Source organism: Aneurinibacillus sp. REN35, from assembly GCF_041379945.2.
Lineage (GTDB): Bacteria > Bacillota > Bacilli > Aneurinibacillales > Aneurinibacillaceae > Aneurinibacillus.
In genome coordinates, this window is record NZ_JBFTXJ020000001.1 from 263805 (window position 1) to 286639 (window position 22835).

The window sequence follows — 22835 nt, forward strand, 5'->3', positions numbered from 1 at the left end:
AAGGATTTTTTGCAAAACATGTCGAACTATACGTACTATTATCCGAATAATCATTCTTTTTATATAAGGAGGATATTGTACGTGACAATCCACCATATACCACAATTGATCTTATTAGCGCCACAGCTTTCGTTATTTGAAAAAGTATGGAGCATGCAGCAAAAACAGCAGCTTAGCATTGCAGGCATTTGGTATGGTAATCAGCCCTGTCATGGTATAGAAGAAAGCATCAGACATACAATTCCTATATTGCCTGAGAAACCATCAGAATTAGAGCAGGCGATACAGAGGAAGTCCTGCGACTTTTTAGTACTTGGAGAAGCATCTGAAGACATGTATCCACTGATACAGAAGATGCGAATGGAAGGTATAACCCTGCTTGATTCTTCATCATTTTGGCTGCTTGAACACCTGATTGCAAAAGATTGGCAGCTCTCACAGCATCACCGAATCAATCAGGAGCTGCAGACGATTTTGACGTATGCGCACGAAGGTATTCAACTTGTCAATCAAGAAGGAACCGTACAATATGTTAATCCTGCATTCACGACGATTACAGGTATTCAACCAGCAGAGCGAATCGGCAAAAATATTTTTGAAGTTTCGCCGGATGGGTCCCTTTCCTTAGCTTTGCAGACGAAGCAGCCTGTGCTGAATTGGAAGAATAAGGTGCTCGACTCCGGCGTGGAAGTCATCTCGAATGCGGCTCCTATCTATGTAGACGGGGAGATGACAGGGGCTGTCGTAACGTTTCAGGATATGACGCAGATTATGGCGCTTAGCCAGCAGTTGCAGGAACAGGCCCAGAAGATTCATCAGCTTCACGAGCGGCTGCAGCATGCACACGGTGCGTACTATTCGTTTGCAGATATTATCGGGGAGAGCGAAGCGGTTCGGCAGGCGGTCGAGCTGGCCAAGAAGGCCGCAGACACGAATTCTACGGTGCTTTTGACAGGAGAGAGCGGTACAGGCAAGGAGCTGTTTGCCCATGCCATACACCAAGAGAGCAGACGAAGCAGGGCGCCGTTTGTTGCAGTGAACTGTGCGGCGATTCCAGAGACACTGCTTGAAAGCGAGTTGTTTGGCTATGAAAAAGGAGCGTTTACCGGCGCTGTACAAGCTAAGATAGGAAAAGTAGAGATTGCAAGCGGTGGCACGCTTTTTCTTGATGAGATTGGGGATATGAGTCCATATCTTCAAGCCAAACTGCTGCGCGTATTGCAATCCAAACAGATTGAGCGCATTGGAGGGCTTCATCCCTTGGATGTGGATGTACGCATTATTGCTGCTACCAACCGTAACTTGCTGCAATTGATCAAAGAGGGAACGTTTCGGGAGGATTTATATTATCGCCTTAATATCGTACGCATTGAAGTGCCGCCGCTGCGCCATCGATTAGAGGACATTCCTTTGCTTGTAGACAATCTGATGCAAAAAATCAGCCGCCGCACAGGACGTACAGCATGGATCTCCAATAAGGCGGTTGCATTACTTGCGGAACATCATTGGCGTGGAAATGTACGAGAATTAGAAGGATTTCTTGAACGAATTATCAATGAAAATGGAGCGGGGAGGCTTGCGGACTCCCTTGTACTGCGCCATATCCATCAGATTTCATGCACCGATGCAGAGCGCTCGCATGATCTGAGTATAGATGCTGTGCAGGAAGAGGCCGGGGAAATTCCGCCGCTACGCATCATAGAACGAAGCATTATCGAGAAGGCGCTGAAGCGATTTGGCACCACAGTCGAAGGAAAGAAAAGAGCCGCTCGTTCCTTAGGGATTTCGCTTGCAACGCTGTATAACAAGCTTAGAGAATATCAGAAAAAGGGGGGATTAGATGCAAATAGCTGATGCTGTCGTCATCGGCGGAGGGATCATTGGTACATCCATCGCTTTTCGTCTGGCACGGCAGGGAAGAAGTGTCGTACTCATCGAAAAGGGCATACTGGCATCGGGAACATCCGGCGCCTGTGATAAAGCCATCTTCCTGCAATCAAAAAAAGTCGGCCTGCATCTGGAGCTGGCCAAGGCAAGCGCCGCTCTCTATCAGTCATTGGAAGAAGAGCTGGACACGTCGCTTGAGTATGAAAGAACCGGCGGCATGATTGTGATTGAGACGGAAGAGCAGCTAGAGATTATGAAGGGATTTGTGGAAAAGCAGCAGCATTCCGGCATCCGAGTCGATCTATTGAGTCAAGCGGAAACGCATGCGATGCAGCCGACACTCTCACCGCATGTGGTGGGTGCTACTTGGAGTGGTGAAGATGCAGATGTAAATCCATTGCTTGTTACACACGGTTTTGCCAGCGCCGCAAAAAGAGCCGGAGCCGTCATTATGACACATACAGAAGTGATGGGGATCATGAAGGAGAAGAATAGAGTAACAGGTGTGATGACAAGCCGGGGAGCCATTGCCACAGAGCTTATCATCAATGCCGCAGGCCCATACGCTCCAACAATCGGACGGCTGGCCGGTGTAGAGATCCCGATTATACCTCGCCGTGGGATGATTCTTATTACCGAGCGGATGCCTCCGATGCTTAAAGGCAATATGCTATGCGCACAGTACATTACAGCAAAGCATATGGCAGGTGCAGAGCCTGCGAAGCAGCAGGAGGATAGATGCGGGATCGGCCTCTCTTTTGGTCAAACAAAGTCAGGCAATTTCCTGCTTGGAGGCAGTAGGGAATTTACTGGATTTGATCGGCATGTACCACCGGAAACGCTGCGAAAGATTGCATCGCACGCATGCCGCATCATTCCTTTTCTATGCAATACGCGAATCATTCGTACAATGGTAGGCTTTAGGCCATTTACAGGAGATGGCTTACCAATTATCGGAGAAGCGCCGGAATTGAAAGGGTTTATTATCGCGGCAGGTCATGAAGGAGATGGGATCGCACTGTCGCCGATTACCGGCATGATCGTTGCCAATATAGCTGAAAAAAGAGGGCCGTATCTAGCTTTGGCGGAAAGTCTTGGGCTTGAAAGGTTTCAGGATCGTCCTCTTACCCGTTCGCTGTAACCAACGATAAAAAAGGAGGCGGCTGTTTATATGATTTCGGTGCTGGTCCCTATTTTGCTGCTGTTTGTTATTGTACTTGTTCCTGCCATTCCAAAAATCGGGGGAAACATTAAGATAGGACTGCTTGCTGCAGGTGGCAGTGCTGCTCTATTTGGCGGGCTTAACTTCATGGAACTGGTGTCTGCCGCCATTACCGGTATTGATAAGCTTGCCTGGGTCATCATGCTTTCTGTATTCGGGAGTATTTATGCGGAAACACAATCCCGCCTGGGAACGGTAGACGCTACGTTAAATGGTCTGCGAAGAATATTCGGCAACTCCCCCCTCGGCCTGATCGCGGCGATCATTCTTACACTTGTCTTAGCCGGTTCCCTGCTTGGGGATGCCATCGCTGCCGCAACGGTAATCGGCTTCTTGGTGATCCACTCTCTGCATGAACTCAAGCTAAAGCCGGAGCAGATCGGAATGATCATTCTGCTGGGAGCCTCGCTCGGTTCTCTTATGCCCCCGATCAGTCAGGGCGTATTTTTATCCGCTTCCCTGGTAGGCATTGATCCGGGACCGGTTGTATCCATTGCATACTTAACCGTTGGAGGCGGAATTATCTTTGCTATTGCAGAGACCGCACGCTTTGTAAGAGGGAGGCGTATAGCAGAAGACAGTATATCTGCTAAGGAGCTGGCAGTAGCACAGGACATCCCTTCCAATCATTTGGCAGGCGATACAACGAAATCCCAAAGGTATGTATTTGTGCCGCTTGCCGTATTAATTGGTATCGTGCTTGCGAATTCCGCATTCGGATATGACATTTTTAAGGAATGGGGCGTATTTGCTGCGCTTACAGAGAAATTAAATGCCATCCCCATTGTAAAAGGAATTGTATTTCCGATTGTTTTATCTATTATTATTGCAACACTGGTCAGCTTTCTCTTCTCCAACGTACGTAAAGAGGGAAAGGCGGTCATCAAGAATGGCCTGGAAAAAGTGAGCCAGACCGCGCAAATCCAGCTATGTGCGGGGTTTATGATCGGCGTCTTCTATCAAGCCGGAATGATTGATACAGTCAAGGCGTTTGCCGAACAACTCCCAGGCTCCGCTGTTAGCGTGGGCGGGGCGGTAGCTACTGTTTTAGTAGGGATGCTGACAGGCTCTCAGACAGCGGCACAGACGATCATTATTACGTTTCTCGGTCCAGCACTTACTCATCTTGGTGTCGATCCGATAAAGGTTGCGCTAGGTGCCTCACACATTGCAGCAGCCGGACAGAACATGCCGCCTGTTGGGTTGACGGCATTCGTTGTGTGCGGATTAATCGGAGGCATCATTAATCAAAAGGTCGATCCGGTAAAGGTTATGCTGCTTGCGCTGCCAAACTCTCTTTACTTTTTAATTGTAGGCTTAATTGCCTGGATGATGTAAAGCTAGAAAAGCCTTTAGGCCGTTATGGCTTAAAGGCTTTTCTAATTCTATAGACGAACAGGCAGCGTAGTAAGACCTCGCAGCAGCAGACCTGGCTGCCAGGAAAGTGTATCAAGAGGAACCGCGGGTTTACTGTTTGGCAGGCGGCGCAATAATGCAGAAAAGGCAATACGACCTTCAAGCCGAGCCAGTGGAGCACCGAGGCAGAAGTGAATACCAAGACCAAAAGCAAGGTGCCGATTTTCTTTACGGGTGATATCGAATTGGTCAGGGTTTTCGAATTGTGCAGGATCGCGATTGGCAGACGCGATGATAATCAGTACCATATCTCCTTTGGCAATGGTTTTGCCTCGCAGTGATACGTCCTCAAGCGCCCAGCGGTTTGTGGTAACTTCAATCGGACTATAATACCGCAGCATTTCCTCGATGGCTGACTCCATCAGCTGTGGATTGGCTTTTAACTTCTCGAACTGATCCGGATGCTCAAGCAGTGCATACATCCCGTTGCCGATGAGATTTACTGTTGTTTCGTGACCTGCAATAATCAATAGAATAACCATAGAATACAATTCCTGCTCTGAAAGCTTGTCACCTTCAGCTTCTGCATGCACAAGGCCGCTGATTAGATCTTCCTTCGGATTGGCCCGTCGTTCTTCGAATAAATCGCGGAGATATGAGGTGAATTCTGTAAACTGAGGAATGATCCGCCGCAGGTGTTCCGGATCGTTTGCAGCAGAGATCAAAGCATGAGACCAACGGCGAAAACGGTCCCGATCTTCAACCGGAATGCCCAGCATTTCGGAGATGACGATGATGGGAAGAGGAAAAGCAAATTCGCTAATCAGGTCCATCTCCTCTTTGCCTGTAGCCTCATCTAGTAATTCCTCCGTGATTTCTTCGATTCTCCCCTGTAGTCCATCAATCATTCGGGGCGTGAATACACCCTGTACAAGCGCGCGAAGCCTGGTATGATCCGGTGGGTCTGCGTTCAGCATCATTTTTGAGATCAATTCAAATCCTTCATACGTAAGCGGACGGGGATTATCGACATCAAATACGCGGGTAGGGTCTTTGCCGAATCGTACATCCCGCAGTACCGCAAGACTATCATCATAACGAAGAATCAGCCAGGCAGTCTGACCGTCGGGCATTGAGAGCGGATAGACGGGATCTGTTTCTCGTAATGTCGCATACATTGGATAGGCATGTTCTTTAAACTCAGGCGAAAACAAGTTGATTGACTGCATATGCAACCTCCTTTTTGAGCTGAGACGGAAATATTCTTCCTTACCACGTATGAGAACGTACTAGCCTTTTTTCTAACAAAACATGCGTTGTTATTTTGATAGTGGCAACTCGCGCTTTTGCTTACTCATCGATAACCATTCTTCAAATGCGCCGGAGCCGAGCAGTACACCGCACAAAATAAAAAGAAAACCGAGGACTTGTGCCGTGCCTATTTTCTCGCCGAGAAATAGGGCGGCTCCAACGAGCGAGAAAAATGGACTTAAGTTCATAAAAATCGCGGATTCGGCGGCTCCTACTCTACCGATCGCATAGTTATAGATCATGTGACCTAATGCTGTTGCCACGATAGCGGATGCGAAGAAGATAAGCCACAAGCCAGCGGATGCCTCCATCATACTTTGCACTCCACCCGGCTCAAGAAATACACCGAGAAGCAGTAAAAGAGCTGCGCCGATCACAAGCATATACCCGGTCATTAAGCGGGGATCGAGCGTGCGTGACGCTTTTTTGATCAGCACGAAGCTTGCTGTCTGGGCGAGAATGGAGATAAAAATATCGAGATCACCAATAGAAATACTGCTGATGCCTCCACCCCGGAGCACAATAAATGAAACACCGGCAAACCCTAACAGAACTCCGATCACGCGGAGAATGGAGAGGGACGTTCCAAGAAACAGCACGGCCAGGATGGAAGTGAGAAGCGGTCCGAGACCTAAGATTAATCCGCCATTAGAAGCTGACGTATGAGTAAGTCCGACCGATAAAAAATAATGATGAACCACTACATTTAAAAGGGCGCCGAAAAAAACATACCGAAATTCTACCCGTGTCAACAAGCGAACTTGCTTAAACAAGAAAAGAATGAGGAATACAGTAATACCTGCTGTGAAGATACGAAAGGCTGTCATGGTTACCGGCATGAAGTTCGTAACCAGAATTTTCGTTGCTGTCACATTAAATCCCCACATGATCATAATACAAAATAATATAAAATAAATTTTATATTTCCCCATATTTCCACCCCGTTTTATACCAGTTTAGCACATCTCTTAGCTTATGTTGTGCTTATAGCACACATCCTCCAACAGAAGTGTTGGAGGATGCGGCATCTTAATATGATTATGCGTAGCAGGTGCGGGCCTGAAGCATTTCTTCAAATACTGCAGGTGGAACCGGTTTACTAAAGAGATAGCCCTGAACCTAGTTGCAGCCATGTTCTTCCAAAAAGGTAAATTGTTCTTCTGTTTCGACTCCTTCCGCCACAATCGTTAAATTCATATGCTTGGCCAATGAAATGATCGAAGCAACGATCGCTTCATTGTGAGAGTTATCGGCTAAGTCCCGTACGAAGGACTGATCAACTTTTAAGGTATGAATGGGAAATGTTTTTAAATAGCCAAGCGAGCTGTATCCGGTGCCGAAGTCATCAATTCCGATCTTCACGCCAAGCGTTTTTAGCCTCTGCAATGTAATCTCTGCCCGATCCACGTTGTTCATTGTGGTCGTTTCTGTCACTTCTAGCTCCACATAGTGAGGATCGAGGTCGTATTCTTTAAGGATAGCTGCTACCATATCGACAAAGTTCTCCTCATGAAACTGGCGAGTCGATACATTGACCGCAATCTGTAAAGAGGGAAACAGTGCCTCTTGCCATATTTTTGTCTGTTTGCAGGCGATTTTGAAAATCTTTTCTCCAATCCGGACAATTAGCCCTGTTTCTTCAGCAAGTGGAATGAACTGGTTGGGCGGAATCAATCCAAGGGTCGGATGCTCCCAACGGGTTAGTGCTTCCATTCCAATAATCTCCCTTGTAGCAATATCGACTTTCGGCTGGTAATGGACGATGAATTGATCGAGTTCAATGGCTTTACGTAAATCTTGTTCTAACTGTATTTTGTTCAATTCGTTGTCCACAAGTGAAGTGGTATAGAGATTATAGGTTGATTTTCCTTTTCCTTTGGCCCAGTACATCGCAATATCCGCATGCCGCATCAACGTATCCGCATCTTCCCCATCCCTTGGATAAAGAGCGATGCCGATACTAGTAGAAACAAAAACCTCGTGTCCTTTTAATGTAATAGGCTGCTGCAGCGCCTGCATGATTTGCATAGCCATTTCTTCCGCTTCTTCCTGTCCGCTAAGATTTCGCATGAGTAGGGTAAACTCATCACCACCCATCCGTGCTACCATATGATCGGCTCCCATGCATGCCGAGTAACGAGCAGCAACTTCATGAAGCAGTGCATCCCCGAATGTATGACCGAGTGTATCATTAATAATCTTAAAGCGATCCAGATCAAAAAACATAACAGCTAGCAGTGTCCCATTTTCCTTTGCCTCTTCAATGGAGGCTGTGAGATGACGCTCAAAGAACCTGCGATTAGGCAATGCAGTCAGCTCATCATAAAAAGCCATGTAATGAATTTTCTCTTCTACTCTCTTTTGATAGAACGTGCTGAATAATACAAAGCTCTGAATAATAAGAATTGCGATACCGATACTGACGGCAAGAAGGGATGTGTTAAGTGAGAAGGGAGAAGCAGTCTCTTCATATCGTACCCCTTCTTTGTGAAAGTGAGTGGCAGCCATTCCTACATAATGCATACCTGATATAGCAATTCCCATAATCATCGCACTTGAAATTTTAATCAAAACAAGTTTGGAAGACCGGGAACTTTTTAGCTGAAAGGCAAGTTTAAGCGCTGCGATAGAAGCGCCGAATGCGATAATGATAGAGAGGACGACAAGCATTACGTCGTATTGCATGGTAGCGGCCATTTTCATTGCTATCATACCGATATAATGCATGGCAACAATCGCACCTGCCATACATATACCGCCAACCAGCAGATGAATAGGTGTCATCGTAGTACGACTAGCGACAAGCAGTGCCACAAAAGATGCAAAAATCGCAACCAAGACAGAAAGCAGCATGATCGGTAAATCATAGGCAACGGAAATAGGAAGCATAAAGGCCAGCATAGCGATAAAATGCATGGACCAAATTCCCAAACCGATCACGACAGCACCACCGAACAACCAGACTTTTCGTATAGCTCCAACAGAAAAGGCAACTCTACCGACCAGGCCAAGCGCAGCATAGGAAGCCGAGATCGCGATGAATACAGATAATACTACAAGGTAAAAATTATACGTTCCTGTTACTTCCATACTCTGCTCTCCTTTATAGATACATACCAAATGTAAAAAGAATTCTATTTAATAATATTAACATTGTGTTTATTGTGTTAAAGATGCGAGAGAACAATTCTTTTCACCATGTGATAGGGCCGATCAGCGGGACTTCTCACTACATCCCCTACAGAGGCGGCAAAAAATGCCGATCCGGCAAAATGCTTTCTTTATATGCGGCATTTTCTGCCGCTATATCTTTATAAGAGTCGACTTTAAATTGAAAACGATTGCAGTTTTACCGTACAAAGAAGTTGGCATAAGTTTTGCAAGTTTGAAATGTTAGAAAAATAATAAAAATAGGAATGTTGGGGATGTTATACGGCAGCATGATGGTGAAAGGAGACTATATATGGACAAAACGTTACGTTTAATGTGGGGAAGAATGTGGGAGATGCATCAGCAAGCAAAAAACATCTTGTTCTTTTCCTCACACTCTACAGCAAATACGCAGGTGAAGAAAAAGCAGGAAAATATCATACAGCATAAGGAACCGAACCGGGCTCCTAAATCGAGCCCGGCGCAAAAGATTGGATTACTTCTTGGCCCGCTCTTATTTTTAGTGATTTTATTGTTTGTATCTCCCGACGGGATGTCTAAGGAAGCCGTAGCTGTACTGGCAAGCACAGTATGGATTGCGACATGGTGGGTAACAGAGGCTGTGCCGATTCCTGTCGCATCGCTGCTGCCGATTATTCTCTTTCCGTTAACAGGAGCTGTCGAGGGTGATGCGGTTATGACGCCGTATGCCGACAGTATTATCTTTTTATTTATTGGCGGTTTTATGATTGCGATTGCAATCGAAAAATGGAATCTGCATCGAAGAATTGCATTAAGTATCATTTTAATGATGGGAACCAATACAGAGAGGCTCGTATTGGGCTTCATTGCAGCAACAGGGTTTCTGTCCATGTGGATATCCAATACGGCAACAGCGATGATGATGGTTCCGATCGCTCTTGCGGTTACGTCTCAGGCGAAGGAATCAATGCGGCAGGATCAAGAGAAGATGAACAATTTCGTAAAGGCTACGATGTTAGGGGTTATGTATGCGGCCTCTATCGGAGGATTGGGAACGCTCATCGGAACACCGGCAAATATGGTTCTAGCCTCTACGATCAAAAACTTGTATGGTATCGATCTTTCATTTTTTACTTGGATGATGTTTGCTATTCCACTGGTTGTTGTTATCTTGAGCGTTGCTTGGCTGTTTTTGGTTAAAGTGGCATTTCCGCAGGAAGTGAAGCATCTCCCCTCCGGTAAGGCGGTAATGGAGAAGGAGAAAAAGCTGTTAGGCAAGCCAAGCTTTGAAGAGAAGTTAATTCTTGCTGTATTTTTATTTACCGCTTTTTGCTGGGTGACACGGACATTCTTGTTAACCAAGTGGTTCCCGACGTTAAACGATACAATAATTGCTATTATGGCTGGCCTTCTTCTCTTTTTATTACCGGCTAAAAGCGGACAATCAGCACGTTTATTGGTGTGGGAAGATGCAAAAAAAATACCGTGGGGCATTCTATTGTTGTTTGGAGGCGGATCTTCCATCGGAGATGCTTTTCAGAGCACAGGATTATCCAAATGGATCGGTCAGCAGATGACCATATTGGACGGCATGAATTTTGCGATTGTAATTGTTGCAGTGATAGTGCTTGTTATTGTACTATCCGAGTTTACATCAAATGTTGCCACATCGATTATGCTTCTTCCCGTTATGGCTTCATTGGCCGTCGCATTGGAAGTACATCCATACAGCTTATTATTCGCAGCAGGGGTTGCGACATCATGTGCCTTCATTCTTCCGACAGCCGCTACACCGAATACCATTACATTTGCTACGGGCAAGATCAAGTTGTGGGATATGATGCGTTCCGGTGTTTGGATGAATCTATTCTGTATTGTAATCGTTACATTGATGGTTCTTTATTTCATGCCAATCGTTTGGGATATTGATATGACATCATTGCCAGAATCAATGAGAAAATAAAAGCGCATGACCGTATTGCAATCCACCTTTGCATAAAAGCAAGGTGGATTTTTATTCCTTTATACCTTGTATTACTATATACATCGTATTACAATGATGGTGAGAAGATATAAGAGAAGGTGATCAAGGTTGGATAAGGAGATTATGAAGGGCAGCATTGACATTCTGCTGTTATCGCTGCTGGCCCAGCAGGAAATGTATGGCTATGAGATGGTAAAGACATTGAAGGAAACAAGCGGAGATTTGTACAACATGAGCGAGGGTACACTTTACCCGGCACTGAAACGAATGGAAAAAAAGGAATGGATCGAATCTTACTGGCAGGAGAGTGGGGGAGGGAACCGTCGCAAATATTACCGTTTGACCGAAGACGGCCGAAAGGAGCTGGCGCGGAAATTAGATGATTGGCAATCTGTTCATCAATTAATTTTCAAATGTGCAGGGAATTTGCCATGAAAGTATTTGACAACTATATTGAAAAGATCCTTGATCGCATTGATTGCAGCAGGGAAGAGAGAGACGATATGCGAGAAGAAATACGCTCACACTTGGAGGCGGCAAGAGATGCGTATCAGGAGCAGGGATACGCGGAAGAGGAAGCGATTCGGAAGGCTGTGGCTGATTTTGGTGTGGAAGAGGAGATTGGAGAAGGACTTCAGCAGACGCTCTTTCCTTATCGAAATCAACTGCTGACAGGGATGGGAGCGGGCATGCTCCTATATGGCACATCAGGTTATCTGCATGCATTATTTTCATACGGTCAGGCACATGTAATCTGGGTTACACTGAGCGCTTTAATAGGCACTGGACTGATTCTTGCAGCGATGTATCCCGCTTATGCGGCGAATAGAAAAGTATGGATGGGAAGTGCATTTGCAGGAATGATCGTGTGTGTACTCTTCGGTTTTGCTGTATTGGAGCAAGCGGAGACTTGGTATGCAAAGCCGCTGTATGTGTTGGGCAGCTTCCTTGGGATAGGTGCGCTGGTCATGATCTTTCTGATTGCATTAAAAGGATGGGAGAGTGGGTTGGAAAGTAAGCGGGAGCGAAAAAAACGAATTGCCATCCACCTATTTAATCTGATGAGTGGCATTCCCGTATGCGGTTTGTCGTTGCTGATGGCTTATGGCGGACTTCTGTTTGGCGGTGTGAGTCCATTCGTTCTTATCCCACTTGGCATGATTGCTTTCTGGGCTTTCTCGTATTGGGCGCAATATCGTATGCGAATCAGATATGCAGGGCTAAGCTATCTATTTGGGAGTCTTTCTCTTCTTTTGACATGCGGCGTGATTTATATGATAGCAACAAAGATGTTATGAGGGCTTACTTATAGAAAAGAGAGGAATGCTTGTATGCCGAGAAAAGTAAAAGCGCTATCGATTGTGGCAGCAGTATTGGTTGGACTGACCCTTCTATGGGGAATTGGACTTGGTATGGGAGGAAAAACAAGGGCAAATGAACAAACAGGACTGCTGCAAGATTTTGACTTGCGAGGTACACAGGCTGTCTTTGCATACTCGTCCAACGGTAGAATCGGAATCTATACATCAGATACCGCAGGGAAAAATGTCACGCGTCTTATGAAAGCAGAGGGGGAAGAAGTCCTGCATCACCCGGTATTCTCCCCTGATGGAGAGAGAATCATCTATATCTCTACGCCAAAGGATCGGGAGCAGCAGAAGAGTGCGTTGTATAGTATGAATGCGGACGGAAGTGGAAACCGGCAGTTATATGCTGTCGACGCATTGATTACAGAAGTGGTTTTTGCCCCGGATGGTCAATCCATATACTATCTTTGCGCAGATACTTTCACCAATTATTCACCAATTGCACGAAAGGATGCGCATGACTTCGATGTATATTCACTTTCACTTGCAGGAGGAGAGCCGAAGCGTCTCACCAACATGAAGGATTATATGCTTGAGGCACTCAGCATCTCTCCTGACGGTAAGGAATTGTATGTGACCAGAGGAGATGATCAGCATGTAACGAAGCCAGAGGATACATTTACTGTAAAAAACAAAGTGTTTCGTATTCCGCTTTCCAATCCCAATGATAGAAAGGCCATCACATTGCCAGGAATTACAGAAGATGTATACGATGCGGCTTTTTCAAAGGATGGCCGCTGGATGGTTTTTAACTCGATTGCAAATACAGGAGCGGATGGAAACTTCCAATATGAACTCTATATTCAGGATAGAAAGAGCGGACAGATTCGACAGCTCACTCATTTGGGCAGGCATGCGGGTGCAGCGGTTGTTGATGATAAAAACGAGTGGATATACTTTATGTGGGATGGTAATTTTGCCAAGGGGGACCCAATTTATGAATGGTACCGTGTATCACTGCACAAAAATAAGGTAGAGCCTATTCCCCTAACGATCGAAGCCGACCAGTAGATAGGATATGAAAAAGCCGTCTGGATTTTCTCCAGAACGGCTTATTCGTTCTTCTCACCAAGCGCAACCAATAAATGGTGGATGCGTTCGCGCTGCTCTTCGATGGTCTCTTCCTGTTCGAGCTCTTTATCCGTTTCTTGTAATTTCTGGCGCTCGAGCTGATCGATGATATGCTGTGGAACGCCTTTATAGTATGGTTGTTGCACAATATCCTTTCGCTTAGGCTGATTTTCTGTGCTGCTCTTTCCCCGGCGGTAATCCTGTTCTAACGCTTTATATGTATACCCTACCACATTTTTTACTTTACCGGCTTTATAGTCTTGCTCGACGATTTGCAGATTTTCTATTATGTATGATTCCTCATATGTTTTAATCGCGCGATCGATCTGAATATCCGTCAGTCCAAACTCGCGCAAGCGGGCGATTAATCCCAGTTCATTCTTCAGCATCGTCGACTCTTCCTGCTTATGTGTTTTTTTCTTATGAATAATAAAGCAGATCTTTGCGACCTTTCGTCCGGCCTTTATTTCTTCCATATCAAAGAAAATATCTGTTTTTTCATCTAATTCCTTTTGAGCTACCTTGAGCACACGGCTTTTAAAATGACCGTATTTCTCGTATTCATTTCGTTCAATACCTAAAGTAAATTTCAAATCTTCTACGTCGAATGTTCGGGTGCCGATTTGTGCATATTGCTTAAGCAGCTCATAAATTCGAATCGAATAGACGCTTCGTAGCTGCATGACATCATGCAGACGATAGGTAGTAAAGCGTTCCTTGAGCTGGAGCAGGTACGGCTTGAGCTTAGGCGAGAATTCAAGCTCCATATACCCTTGCCCGATGAAATACTCTGCCGATGCCAGCCACGGCATGTAGAGAATAGATTTTTCCTTTTTTATGCCAAACGATTTTTTCATCAAGTTTTTGAGGATATCCTGGATATCGTTATGGGCGCCGGTCCGTTTAAGACCCAATAGCTCTACGAATTCAGCCACTTCAATGCGGTACCGCTTGAATTCTTCGTCATCGGGCTGTACTTTGGCTGCAAGCATAAGAATGATGCGCTGTTCATTCGTAGTGAGCCGGTAAGAAGCTTCGATGAGTTCGTTTGACTTTGTTACGACTAATCTGTCGTTTGCTTTTGATAGATGTGCCATGAACGGAAGCCTCCTGCCTAATCTATCAATTATTATACCGTTTCCCTTTTTTAAAATCACGAAAAAATAAAGCTGTGATGGTTACTCCGTTTTTGTGATCGTTTACGCCGGAATCGTGATACTTCACTCCGTTTTTGTGATCGTTTACGCCGGAATTGTGATACTTCACTCCGTTTTTGTGATCGTTTACGCCGGAATTGTGATACCTTCCACTCCGTTTTTGTGATCGTTTACGCCGGAACTGTGATACTTTACTCCGTTTTTGTGATATCTCACGCCGGAGTTGTGATCTTTTCTACTCCGCTTTTGTGATAGCTTACGCCGAAGTTGTGATTCTTTACTCCGCTTCTGTGATAGCTCACGCCGGAATTGTGATACTTAGACTCTTTGAACCCAGAGATATCAAGGTTTAAAGAGTAAGGAAAACATATAAAACAAAGAAAACAGGTAAAACAAAAGATTGTAAAACAAAGAAAACAGCCGTTCTATAAAAAAACGGCTGCTGGCTGTATTTATGATTTAGTAGGTATGGCTGTTTCTGGATCATACGGTTTATCCGTCGGCCCTAATCCAACATATTTATCGTAGATATCATAAATCGATCGGGCAATGATCCCGGCAGAAGGGCCGCCGTATCCGCCCTGTGGTACGATTACCGCTACCGCAAGCTTCGGATTGTTTGCCGGCGCAAATGAAACAAACACGCCATTGTTGATTTCTTTGTATTTACGCCAGTTCACTTTTTTAGAGAAATCGACTGAATCCGGTACATAAATATCCTGCTGGGAGGTACCTGTTTTTGCGGCTACACGATAAGGAAAACCAGCAAACGCACTGCGTGCTGTTCCGGTTGGTCCGGTAACTCGAGCCATTCCGTCATGAACTGTATTCCAGTACGAATCGGGCTCTTGTAATACGCTTAAGATTTCCGGCTTGAACGATCGAACAACTTTTCCATTGTTATCGGTAATGCGGTCAACAATTTGCGGTTTCATTCGCACACCGCGATTGGCCATGGTTGCCATATACTGTGCAAGCTGCATGGCTGTATAGCGACCCTGCTGACCAAAGGAAGCCTGAACCATAGCTGCAACAGGCCCGTACCGTTTGTTCATAACAAGAAAATCTTCACCGCCTGGTGATTCATTAGGCAGATCGATTCCTGTTTTTATGCCCAGACCGAATGCATGCATATATTTCTGGAAAATAGGGGTAGCGTTTTTCTTGTATTTCTTGGCCAGCGTATGACCGATATAGGCCATATACGTATTCGATGATTTCTCGATTGCCTTCTGCGGTGTTAATGAGCCATAATTATGTCCGCTGTCATTACGAATCACATCTCCGGCCCCACCGTATTGGTATGCTCCTGGGTCGGACCAGTAATATGGAGCAATTTGTTCTGATAACCCCATAAGCACGGTAGCTGGTTTTATGACGGAGCCAGCAGGCACGATGGAGGCGGGGTGCTTATAGCTTTCGAGCTGGGCTGCGGTTCCTTTCTTCGGACGAACATCATAGGGAGCGCTTCGGATCGTACCGTTTGTAAAGGAATATTGATTGGCTTCATACGTTCCCTGATCCGGATTGGACGTCCAAATATTAGGGTCATATTCCGGATAGCTAATCATAGCCACTACTTTTCCAGTTTTTACCTCTATAGCAACCGCATAGGCCGTTTTAGCGTACGATGCATTGCGGCCTGTCGCCCGGAGCTTTGGCAGAAAGCCCTTAATAAACTCTGTTGCTTCTAATTGAACGCGTTGGTCAATCGTTAGATAGAGGTTCTTTCCGCTTTTTGGAGCGACTTCCTCCATTTGCTTTAAGATGGATTGCTTTGAATTTACTTGATAGGTTCGATATCCATTTTCACCACGAAGCTCGTCTTCATAGCTTCGCTCCACTCCATCGAAGCCGACCATCTGATTGGGTAGATAGCTGGCTTTGCGCTGCCGATAGAATTCTATATTCTGGTTATCTGCAACGTTAAATGGACGAACGTATCCGACTGCTTGTACCGCGACTTGTTTTAGGTCATATTTTCGTATGGGTTTCGTTACAACCGATATTCCACGCAGTTCGGTTCGATGTTCCGCTAAGTAGGCGATCTCTTCTTTTGACAAATCGTATTTTAGATCTTTTTCAAGAAACTTTGACGTCTGCCTGGGAACCTCAACAATTTGTCCGTTTTTATATTGATATTCGGCATCCATTTTTTTTAATAAGTCTTCTTTGGTTGTACCTTTTAGGATCGTAGACATCCGATGGGCGAGAGAAACCAGCTCGTCTTTGGTCATGCCGTTCTCTTCTTGGAATACTGCCGCAAACGAAGCGCGGCTATAGACGAGAAGATTGCCGTTTTTGTCATAGATACTTCCACGCAGGGCAGGAATGGGTACTTTTTTATCCGACTTGGCAGAGGCTTGCTGGATGTATTCGTCCCCTTTGACCACCTGAATGTAGGCAAGTCTAAAGATCATAACCGCAAATACGGAAAACACGAGCATAAGAAGGAAGGTGAGACGGGCAAAAATTTGCTGGCGTCGTGACTGTTCTTTTTTTTCGTTTTCTAGCATTTATATAATCACGTCCTGAGTTATTAAAATAGTAGGTATAAAGCATGGAATAAGCATATGGTCTATTTTACAATAAAATATACAAAATTAGGTACGATTTAGTAAAATATAGCACAGACAAGATCAGGACTATGTAAACGAAGCGGGAGGATTGTATGAGCAGGGACGTTACTCTATTTGGAATCATGCTGCTTCTTTTCTGGATTGGCACCTTTGTTTTTGCCGTGCGGTTATTGCTTCATGAACATCGGGGTTGCTAATACCGTGGATTACGCTTCTATATTCTATTATTATATTGATATTTGCAAAGCATGTATGGCTTAGTAAAAGATAAATCCTTCGTTCAACTTCGATCTGTGTTAAAACAGTAAAGGTGTACGAGCATTTTGTAAAACATGCTTATTATAAGTTTAGGATAGTGAAGTGTTTTTGTGATTTATAAAGAAGGCCGTTGATAAAACAAAGTGCATAACACCCATTACAAGCCCAACTGTAGTCATTATAAAATTAAGGTTTGAGGAAAAATCTAATAGTGATAACGAGGAAAAGAAAGAAACTGTAGCAGTTGTTAAAACAAAAAGTACTTTTAAAATTTTTTTAGATATAAATAGATTTATGAGGTGGGAAAACACACCTATGATCAAAATAAAATATGCTGGTATAAATAAAAGTGTAGTAGCTATATCGGTGAATAAAGGAAATTCATTCTGGTTGTAATTGGGCCAAAAAAACCAGACTAGAAAAATGGACAAGATAAAAGAAGAAAATAATCACAGCTTATACCACAAAGCCTGATGCCCTCTTTCTAATAAAATATAACATCTTTTATTTTATATTAAATGAAAAGGAAAACACTAGGCGAGACATTACTTGCTATAAGTTAAATCAAATACACAGTAAAAACCAGCCGTCCTATATTTTCAGGATGGCTGGTTTTACTATCTCAGTCCCTTCTGCTGGTGTTAGATTCTTTAGCTAAGAGGCATCTAGGCCTTTCTGTACTGCTTTTTATGCTGTTCCGCTTTCAATAATGTAAATAGCATGGCACCGCAGATAAGAATCATGGCGCTTGTGGTGATGATTGCCATTGGAATATCCAGCCAATCCGTGAGTACACCGCCAAGTACGGGTCCGATAATCATACCGACGGCATGAAACATATTGAACAGCGCATAGGCAGCGCCGTATGCTCCGTTATTTTCCCCTGTATCAACAATAGAGCCAAGCGTAGATAAAGTGGGTGATAGCGTAAATCCGACACTTGCTCCCACTAGAATCATCGCTCCGGTTTGCTGCCACATCGTATGAGAGAGGGCGATTAAGGGAGTAGAAGCGGCCAGGCATCCAATGCCGATCAACATCAAATATTTCGGGTTATAACGGTCTGATAATGCTCCAGATAAGGGAGCGACTGCTCCATAAGCCAATGTCATAACAGCAAACAGTAGCCCGATTGTTGTTGGCGTAGCCTGTAATTGCTCTGTCAGGAATACGGGAAGAATCGGCTCTAGCAGCGTGAGCACGGATTCAGCCAGCAAAACGATTCCGGCAATGAACAAGACGGAGCGGTTGCGGAGAAGACTGAATGTGCCGCTGCTTTTCTCCTGCAGCCGAACGGGTTCCGAAAGCAGGAGGGCCACTGCTATAATGCAGAGTACAGTAAGTGCGGCAGCGAATAGGAACGGCGCCATATATCCGCCTAAGTCAAGCAGCCAGCCGCCAAGAGGCGCTCCTAATAACGATCCCATCGATATGCCTGTTAATGCCATGCCCATAACGGTTCCGCGCATCGTAGATGGAAACAGATCGGCAAGCAGGGCGAGTGCCGCTGTCCATGTTGCTGCAGCAGCAATTCCCTGTACGAAACGGGCAGCAATGAGCATCCACATCGTCTCCGCGTAAGCAAACAGCACTGTTGACAGTGCCACTCCGGCTAAGCCGATGACAAGCGGCAGTTTTCGCCCGACCCGGTCAGACAGCGGGCCTAAGAATGGCGTGGCGACCAATAGTGCGATCGCATAGCTGCTGAATAAAATTCCCATTAGCGTGGAGGATGGCTGCAGCTTAGACATAAGAAAGGGCGTGACAGGAATGATCAGACTATATAGCAGCATATCAATAAAGAGAATAGAGATAACCAGACACAAGCCGATCAGTTGGTTTTTACTCATTTGATAACGCAAAAACATGATAGCACCTCGATCCTGAATAAAATATAACCATAGAAACTCGTTTTGTTTTTTTAGTTTTCTCACAGAAAAAAGAAAAATAAAAGGAAGGAGTTATCTTTTATTCTCTGGAATAAGTCCATACAATAGCAGGTCTACAATGGATGAAAGGGCTTCTGATACAGTGATTTGATTATCTAGATAAAATCGCTGATCAAGTGTAGAGTTTGTCGCATCGATAATCAGCTTCATAATGAGAGATACATTCATATCGACGATTTCGCCCTCTTCGATTCCCTGCTCAATGAGTGTGCGCAGCATGGCCCAATCATCCTTCAACAAGGAATCAACCTTCTCCCACTGCTTTGGATAATAGCGTTTCATTTGATCTAAAATTCTAAGATCATAGAATTCCCAATAATTTGGCAGAACGGTAATAACCCTGCGAATCTTCTCGATAAGAGAATAGCTCTCATTTTGAATGATGCGCTCAGTCATCTCGTTCATGTCAGCGAATGTTTGTTCAATAATCGCATCGAGAATATCTACTTTTGCTGAAAAATGCTCATAAAGTGTTCGTTTGCTAATTCCAAGTCGTTTTGCTAAATCATCCATTGTGAATTTCATACCATTATGTTGAATCTCTTCAATAAAAGCAGCCATAATTCGATTTTTCATTCGTATAATTCTCCCTTGGTTTACAAGACAAGCGAAACTAATAAAACCAAAATAGTTTTATGTTGAACATTGTATCGCACCTTTTTTTTCTTTTCAAGTAGAAAAAAGTAAGAAGTAGATATGATTTCTTTAATATGGAAAAAATATAATTCAAATAAACAGAAAATAAATATTCATAAAATAAAAACAATGATTTATAATAATATCCACACACGTTTTTAAATACTATAAGGGGGACAATCTATTGGAGGCTTTCGTTAACTGGCTAAACGGCATTATTTGGAGTCAAGGACTTATTTATCTTTGTTTAGGTACCGGTTTGTTTTACTCCATCGCCACACGTTTTCTTCAAGTACGTCACTTCAAGGACATGATTAAGCTCATGTTTGAAGGCAAAAGCTCTGCAAGTGGGGTTTCATCCTTTCAGGCATTGTCTCTCGCATTAGCCGGACGGGTAGGAACAGGAAATATTGCCGGGGTAGCTACAGCCATTGCTTACGGAGGACCGGGCTCTGTATTCTGGATGTGGTTGATTGCTTTTTTGGGATCAGGCTCCGCTTTTGTCGAGGCGACGCTTGGGCAGGTGTATAAGACAAAGCAGGACGGACAATTCCGTGGTGGCCCTGCCTACTACATTGAAAAAGGTTTAAAGATCAAGTGGTATGCTGTATTGTTTGCGATTGTAACGGTTATTGCTACAGGCATGCTGCTGCCGGGCGTACAGGCGAACAGTATCGCTGCGGGAGTTGAGACTGCATTCGGCATCAGCCCGACAATTACAGGAGCGATTCTGGTTGTGTTTCTTGCTGCGATTATTTTTGGCGGTGTAAAACGGATCGCTGCGGTAGCACAAGTTGTCGTACCATTTATGGCAATCGGATATATCCTGGTCGCCTTAATCATTATGGCGCTTAACATTTCACAAGTTCCTGCGATACTTTCCCTTATTTTTTCCAGTGCTTTTGGAGCGGATGCCGCTTTTGGCGGTATTCTTGGAGCTGCGATTGCATGGGGAGTAAAACGCGGAATTTACTCGAACGAAGCCGGACAAGGAACAGCTCCGCATGCGGCTGCAGCAGCAGAGGTTTCCCATCCTGCGAAGCAAGGGTTGGTGCAGGCATTTTCTGTTTACGTTGATACGCTTTTCGTCTGCTCGGCTACAGCCTTTATGATTCTTATTACAGGCATGTACAACGTAAAGCCGGATGGTGTAGCTCCTATTGTTAATAATTTAGGGGATATTGAACCAGGTCCTGTTTATACGCAGCAAGCTGTTGAGACGGTGTTCCCAGGCTTTGGCGCTCCTTTTGTAGCGATTGCCCTCTTTTTCTTTGCATTTACTACGATTATGGCCTACTACTATATGGCGGAGACGAATTTGGCCTATATTAATCAGAAAGTAAGGCGTGTGTGGTCAGAGTATTTACTGAAGTTTGTTATTTTGGGTATGGTGTTCTACGGCAGTGTAAAGACAGCCGGACTCGCCTGGACATTGGGTGATATCGGTGTGGGCAGTATGGCGTGGCTCAATCTTATTGCTATTCTATTGCTCACCAAGCCAGCGCTGAAAGTGCTGAAGGATTATGAAGCGCAGAAAAAAGCAGGAAAAGATCCGGTATTTGATCCGGTAAAGCTTGGTATTGCCGATGCGGATTTCTGGGAGAAGGAATACGAACATCATGTGAATGAACAGTCAACGCAAAGTAAATCCATTCCTTCATAAGATTCCTTTTATACAATACGTAAAAAGACGGCCCCCAAGCCGTCTTTTTGTATGCGGTTACGAGATGCCAGTATGTTGTTGACATGCAGGTTTTGCTGTAGTATAAATACATAATATAATTTAACACATAAAAGCACAAACGCATAACAGTTCGAAAGTGGAGGGGAGATTATGAGAGCAGAGAAACGCAGGATTGTAGATTGTACCATTCGTGACGGGGGACTGGTCAACAACTGGGATTTTAGTGTGGATTTTGTTCGTGACATGTATGATGGATTAAGCGCAGCCGGTGTAGAATACATGGAAGTAGGCTATAAAAACTCACCCAAGCTATTGAATGCTACGGAGCCGAATCCATGGCGTTTTTTAGAAGATCGTTTCCTGCAAGAGATTTTCCCGCAAAAAACAGCGACCAAAATGTCCGCGCTTTGTGATATTGGCCGTGTGGATGAGAATGACATTCTGCCGCGTGAGCAGAGCGTGCTGGATATGATTCGGGTGGCTTGCTATAGTAAGGATGTAAATAAGGGGTTAGACCTTGTACAGAAATTCCATGACATGGGATATGAAACCTCGCTGAACATCATGGCATTATCACACGTCCATGAGCAGGAATTGCTTGAAGCGTTCGAAGAAATAAACCGGAGTGCGGTTGATGTGGTCTATGTTGTCGACTCATACGGCAGCCTTGACCCGAAGAATACAGAGTACCTTGTACAAAAGTTCCGCACGCTTCTTCCGAATAAGCAGATCGGTATTCATATGCATAACAATAGGCAATTGGCATTTGCCAATACGCTTGTTGGAATAGAAAATGGCGCCACATTCTTAGATGCATCCGTCTATGGTATGGGTCGGGCAGCAGGAAATTGCCCGACAGAACTTCTCGTCAGTCAAATGAAAAGTGCTCGATATGAATTAAAGCCGGTGCTTGGAATTATCGAGAAGCATATGATTGCTATGCGTGAAAAATGGGAATGGGGCTATATCATTCCGTATATGATCTCCGGAGTGTTGAATGAGCATCCGCGTGTTGCTATGGCATTACGTGGTAGTGAAGAACGGGACGAATATACAACATTCTATGACAAGCTTACTTCTCCTGAAACGATTGATGCGTTAGCGAAAAAAATATAAGGAAATAAAGGGGCTGTCTAAAAAGTCCCTTTACGCGTAAAATGCGCACCAAATAAAAAGCCAAGTATGTTGATGTAACAGCATGCTTGGCTTTTCCTTTTATCAAGGTTTCGGTTGCAATATGAC

16 protein-coding genes are annotated in these 22835 nt (G+C 44.6%); 9 read left to right on the forward strand and 7 right to left on the reverse strand.

Annotated features, from left to right (window positions below; genetic code table 11):
- Positions 1–81 precede the first annotated feature (81 nt).
- From AB3351_RS01315 to AB3351_RS01325, 3 genes are read left to right on the forward strand one after another with little or no spacing between them, the layout of a single operon-like run.
- On the forward strand, positions 82–1854 hold the full coding sequence (locus AB3351_RS01315) for a sigma-54 interaction domain-containing protein (RefSeq protein WP_371145308.1): 1773 nt from the start codon (positions 82–84) through the stop codon (positions 1852–1854).
- On the forward strand, positions 1841–3028 hold the full coding sequence (locus tag AB3351_RS01320; RefSeq protein WP_371145309.1) for an NAD(P)/FAD-dependent oxidoreductase: 1188 nt from the start codon (positions 1841–1843) through the stop codon (positions 3026–3028). The genes AB3351_RS01315 and AB3351_RS01320 overlap by 14 nt, the downstream gene beginning before the upstream one ends.
- Before the next feature lie 30 nt (positions 3029–3058).
- Positions 3059–4447: a TRAP transporter large permease subunit gene (locus tag AB3351_RS01325; RefSeq protein ID WP_371145310.1), complete on the forward strand. Its 1389-nt coding sequence runs from the start codon at positions 3059–3061 to the stop codon at positions 4445–4447.
- Positions 4448–4494: 47 nt separating this feature from the next.
- On the opposite strand, the gene AB3351_RS01330 is transcribed toward AB3351_RS01325, so the two are convergent.
- The 3 genes from AB3351_RS01330 to AB3351_RS01340 all read right to left on the reverse strand — a co-directional run bounded on the left by AB3351_RS01330 (position 4495) and on the right by AB3351_RS01340 (position 8866).
- Positions 4495–5694, reverse strand: a complete 1200-nt coding sequence (locus AB3351_RS01330; RefSeq protein ID WP_371145311.1) for a cytochrome P450 family protein — start codon at positions 5692–5694, stop codon at positions 4495–4497.
- A 90-nt stretch (positions 5695–5784) separates the two neighbouring features.
- Positions 5785–6708, reverse strand: a complete 924-nt coding sequence (locus AB3351_RS01335; RefSeq protein WP_371145312.1) for a DMT family transporter — start codon at positions 6706–6708, stop codon at positions 5785–5787.
- 187 nt (positions 6709–6895) lie between these two features.
- On the reverse strand, positions 6896–8866 hold the full coding sequence (locus AB3351_RS01340; RefSeq protein WP_371145313.1) for a putative bifunctional diguanylate cyclase/phosphodiesterase: 1971 nt from the start codon (positions 8864–8866) through the stop codon (positions 6896–6898).
- A gap of 373 nt (positions 8867–9239) precedes the next feature.
- On the opposite strand from AB3351_RS01340, the gene AB3351_RS01345 reads away from it, so the two are divergent.
- From AB3351_RS01345 to AB3351_RS01360, 4 genes are all read left to right on the forward strand, one after another.
- Positions 9240–10871 (forward strand): SLC13 family permease, encoded by a 1632-nt coding sequence (locus AB3351_RS01345; protein WP_371145314.1) that lies wholly within the window; start codon positions 9240–9242, stop codon positions 10869–10871.
- A 129-nt stretch (positions 10872–11000) separates the two neighbouring features.
- On the forward strand, positions 11001–11327 hold the full coding sequence (locus tag AB3351_RS01350) for a PadR family transcriptional regulator (protein ID WP_371145315.1): 327 nt from the start codon (positions 11001–11003) through the stop codon (positions 11325–11327).
- On the forward strand, positions 11324–12190 hold the full coding sequence (locus AB3351_RS01355; RefSeq protein WP_371145316.1) for a permease prefix domain 1-containing protein: 867 nt from the start codon (positions 11324–11326) through the stop codon (positions 12188–12190). Before AB3351_RS01350 ends, AB3351_RS01355 begins: the two co-directional genes overlap by 4 nt.
- 33 nt (positions 12191–12223) lie before the next feature.
- Positions 12224–13270: a TolB family protein gene (locus AB3351_RS01360; RefSeq protein ID WP_371145317.1), complete on the forward strand. Its 1047-nt coding sequence runs from the start codon at positions 12224–12226 to the stop codon at positions 13268–13270.
- Between the two features lie 41 nt (positions 13271–13311).
- Here AB3351_RS01360 and AB3351_RS01365 read toward each other — a convergent pair whose 3' ends face one another.
- The 4 genes from AB3351_RS01365 to AB3351_RS01380 form a co-directional block, all read right to left on the reverse strand.
- The gene (locus tag AB3351_RS01365) at positions 13312–14427 is read right to left on the reverse strand and encodes a replication initiation protein (protein ID WP_371145318.1); all 1116 of its coding nucleotides are present in this window, start codon (positions 14425–14427) and stop codon (positions 13312–13314) included.
- Between the two features lie 512 nt (positions 14428–14939).
- On the reverse strand, positions 14940–17003 hold the full coding sequence (locus AB3351_RS01370; RefSeq protein WP_371145319.1) for a peptidoglycan D,D-transpeptidase FtsI family protein: 2064 nt from the start codon (positions 17001–17003) through the stop codon (positions 14940–14942).
- A gap of 986 nt (positions 17004–17989) precedes the next feature.
- The gene (locus AB3351_RS01375; RefSeq protein WP_371145320.1) at positions 17990–19192 is read right to left on the reverse strand and encodes an MFS transporter; all 1203 of its coding nucleotides are present in this window, start codon (positions 19190–19192) and stop codon (positions 17990–17992) included.
- Between the two features lie 93 nt (positions 19193–19285).
- Positions 19286–19849, reverse strand: coding sequence for a TetR/AcrR family transcriptional regulator (locus tag AB3351_RS01380; protein WP_371145321.1), 564 nt, complete (start codon positions 19847–19849; stop codon positions 19286–19288).
- 244 nt (positions 19850–20093) lie between these two features.
- On the opposite strand from AB3351_RS01380, the gene AB3351_RS01385 reads away from it, so the two are divergent.
- Positions 20094–21572, forward strand: a complete 1479-nt coding sequence (locus AB3351_RS01385; protein ID WP_371145322.1) for an alanine/glycine:cation symporter family protein — start codon at positions 20094–20096, stop codon at positions 21570–21572.
- Between the two features lie 171 nt (positions 21573–21743).
- Entirely contained in the window at positions 21744–22709 is a 966-nt protein-coding gene (locus AB3351_RS01390) for an aldolase catalytic domain-containing protein (RefSeq protein WP_371145323.1), read from the forward strand.
- Positions 22710–22835: the final 126 nt, after the last annotated feature.

Coding starts and splice junctions, on each gene's coding strand:
- AB3351_RS01335 (WP_371145312.1), bottom strand. CDS start 6,708: ATGGGGAAATATAAAATTTATTTTATATTATTTTGTATTATGATCATG.
- AB3351_RS01355 (WP_371145316.1), top strand. CDS start 11,324: ATGAAAGTATTTGACAACTATATTGAAAAGATCCTTGATCGCATTGAT.
- AB3351_RS01370 (WP_371145319.1), bottom strand. CDS start 17,003: ATGCTAGAAAACGAAAAAAAAGAACAGTCACGACGCCAGCAAATTTTT.
- AB3351_RS01365 (WP_371145318.1), bottom strand. CDS start 14,427: ATGGCACATCTATCAAAAGCAAACGACAGATTAGTCGTAACAAAGTCA.
- AB3351_RS01375 (WP_371145320.1), bottom strand. CDS start 19,192: ATGTTTTTGCGTTATCAAATGAGTAAAAACCAACTGATCGGCTTGTGT.
- AB3351_RS01390 (WP_371145323.1), top strand. CDS start 21,744: ATGAGAGCAGAGAAACGCAGGATTGTAGATTGTACCATTCGTGACGGG.
- AB3351_RS01360 (WP_371145317.1), top strand. CDS start 12,224: ATGCCGAGAAAAGTAAAAGCGCTATCGATTGTGGCAGCAGTATTGGTT.
- AB3351_RS01330 (WP_371145311.1), bottom strand. CDS start 5,694: ATGCAGTCAATCAACTTGTTTTCGCCTGAGTTTAAAGAACATGCCTAT.
- AB3351_RS01340 (WP_371145313.1), bottom strand. CDS start 8,866: ATGGAAGTAACAGGAACGTATAATTTTTACCTTGTAGTATTATCTGTA.
- AB3351_RS01345 (WP_371145314.1), top strand. CDS start 9,240: ATGGACAAAACGTTACGTTTAATGTGGGGAAGAATGTGGGAGATGCAT.
- AB3351_RS01320 (WP_371145309.1), top strand. CDS start 1,841: ATGCAAATAGCTGATGCTGTCGTCATCGGCGGAGGGATCATTGGTACA.
- AB3351_RS01380 (WP_371145321.1), bottom strand. CDS start 19,849: ATGAAAAATCGAATTATGGCTGCTTTTATTGAAGAGATTCAACATAAT.
- AB3351_RS01325 (WP_371145310.1), top strand. CDS start 3,059: ATGATTTCGGTGCTGGTCCCTATTTTGCTGCTGTTTGTTATTGTACTT.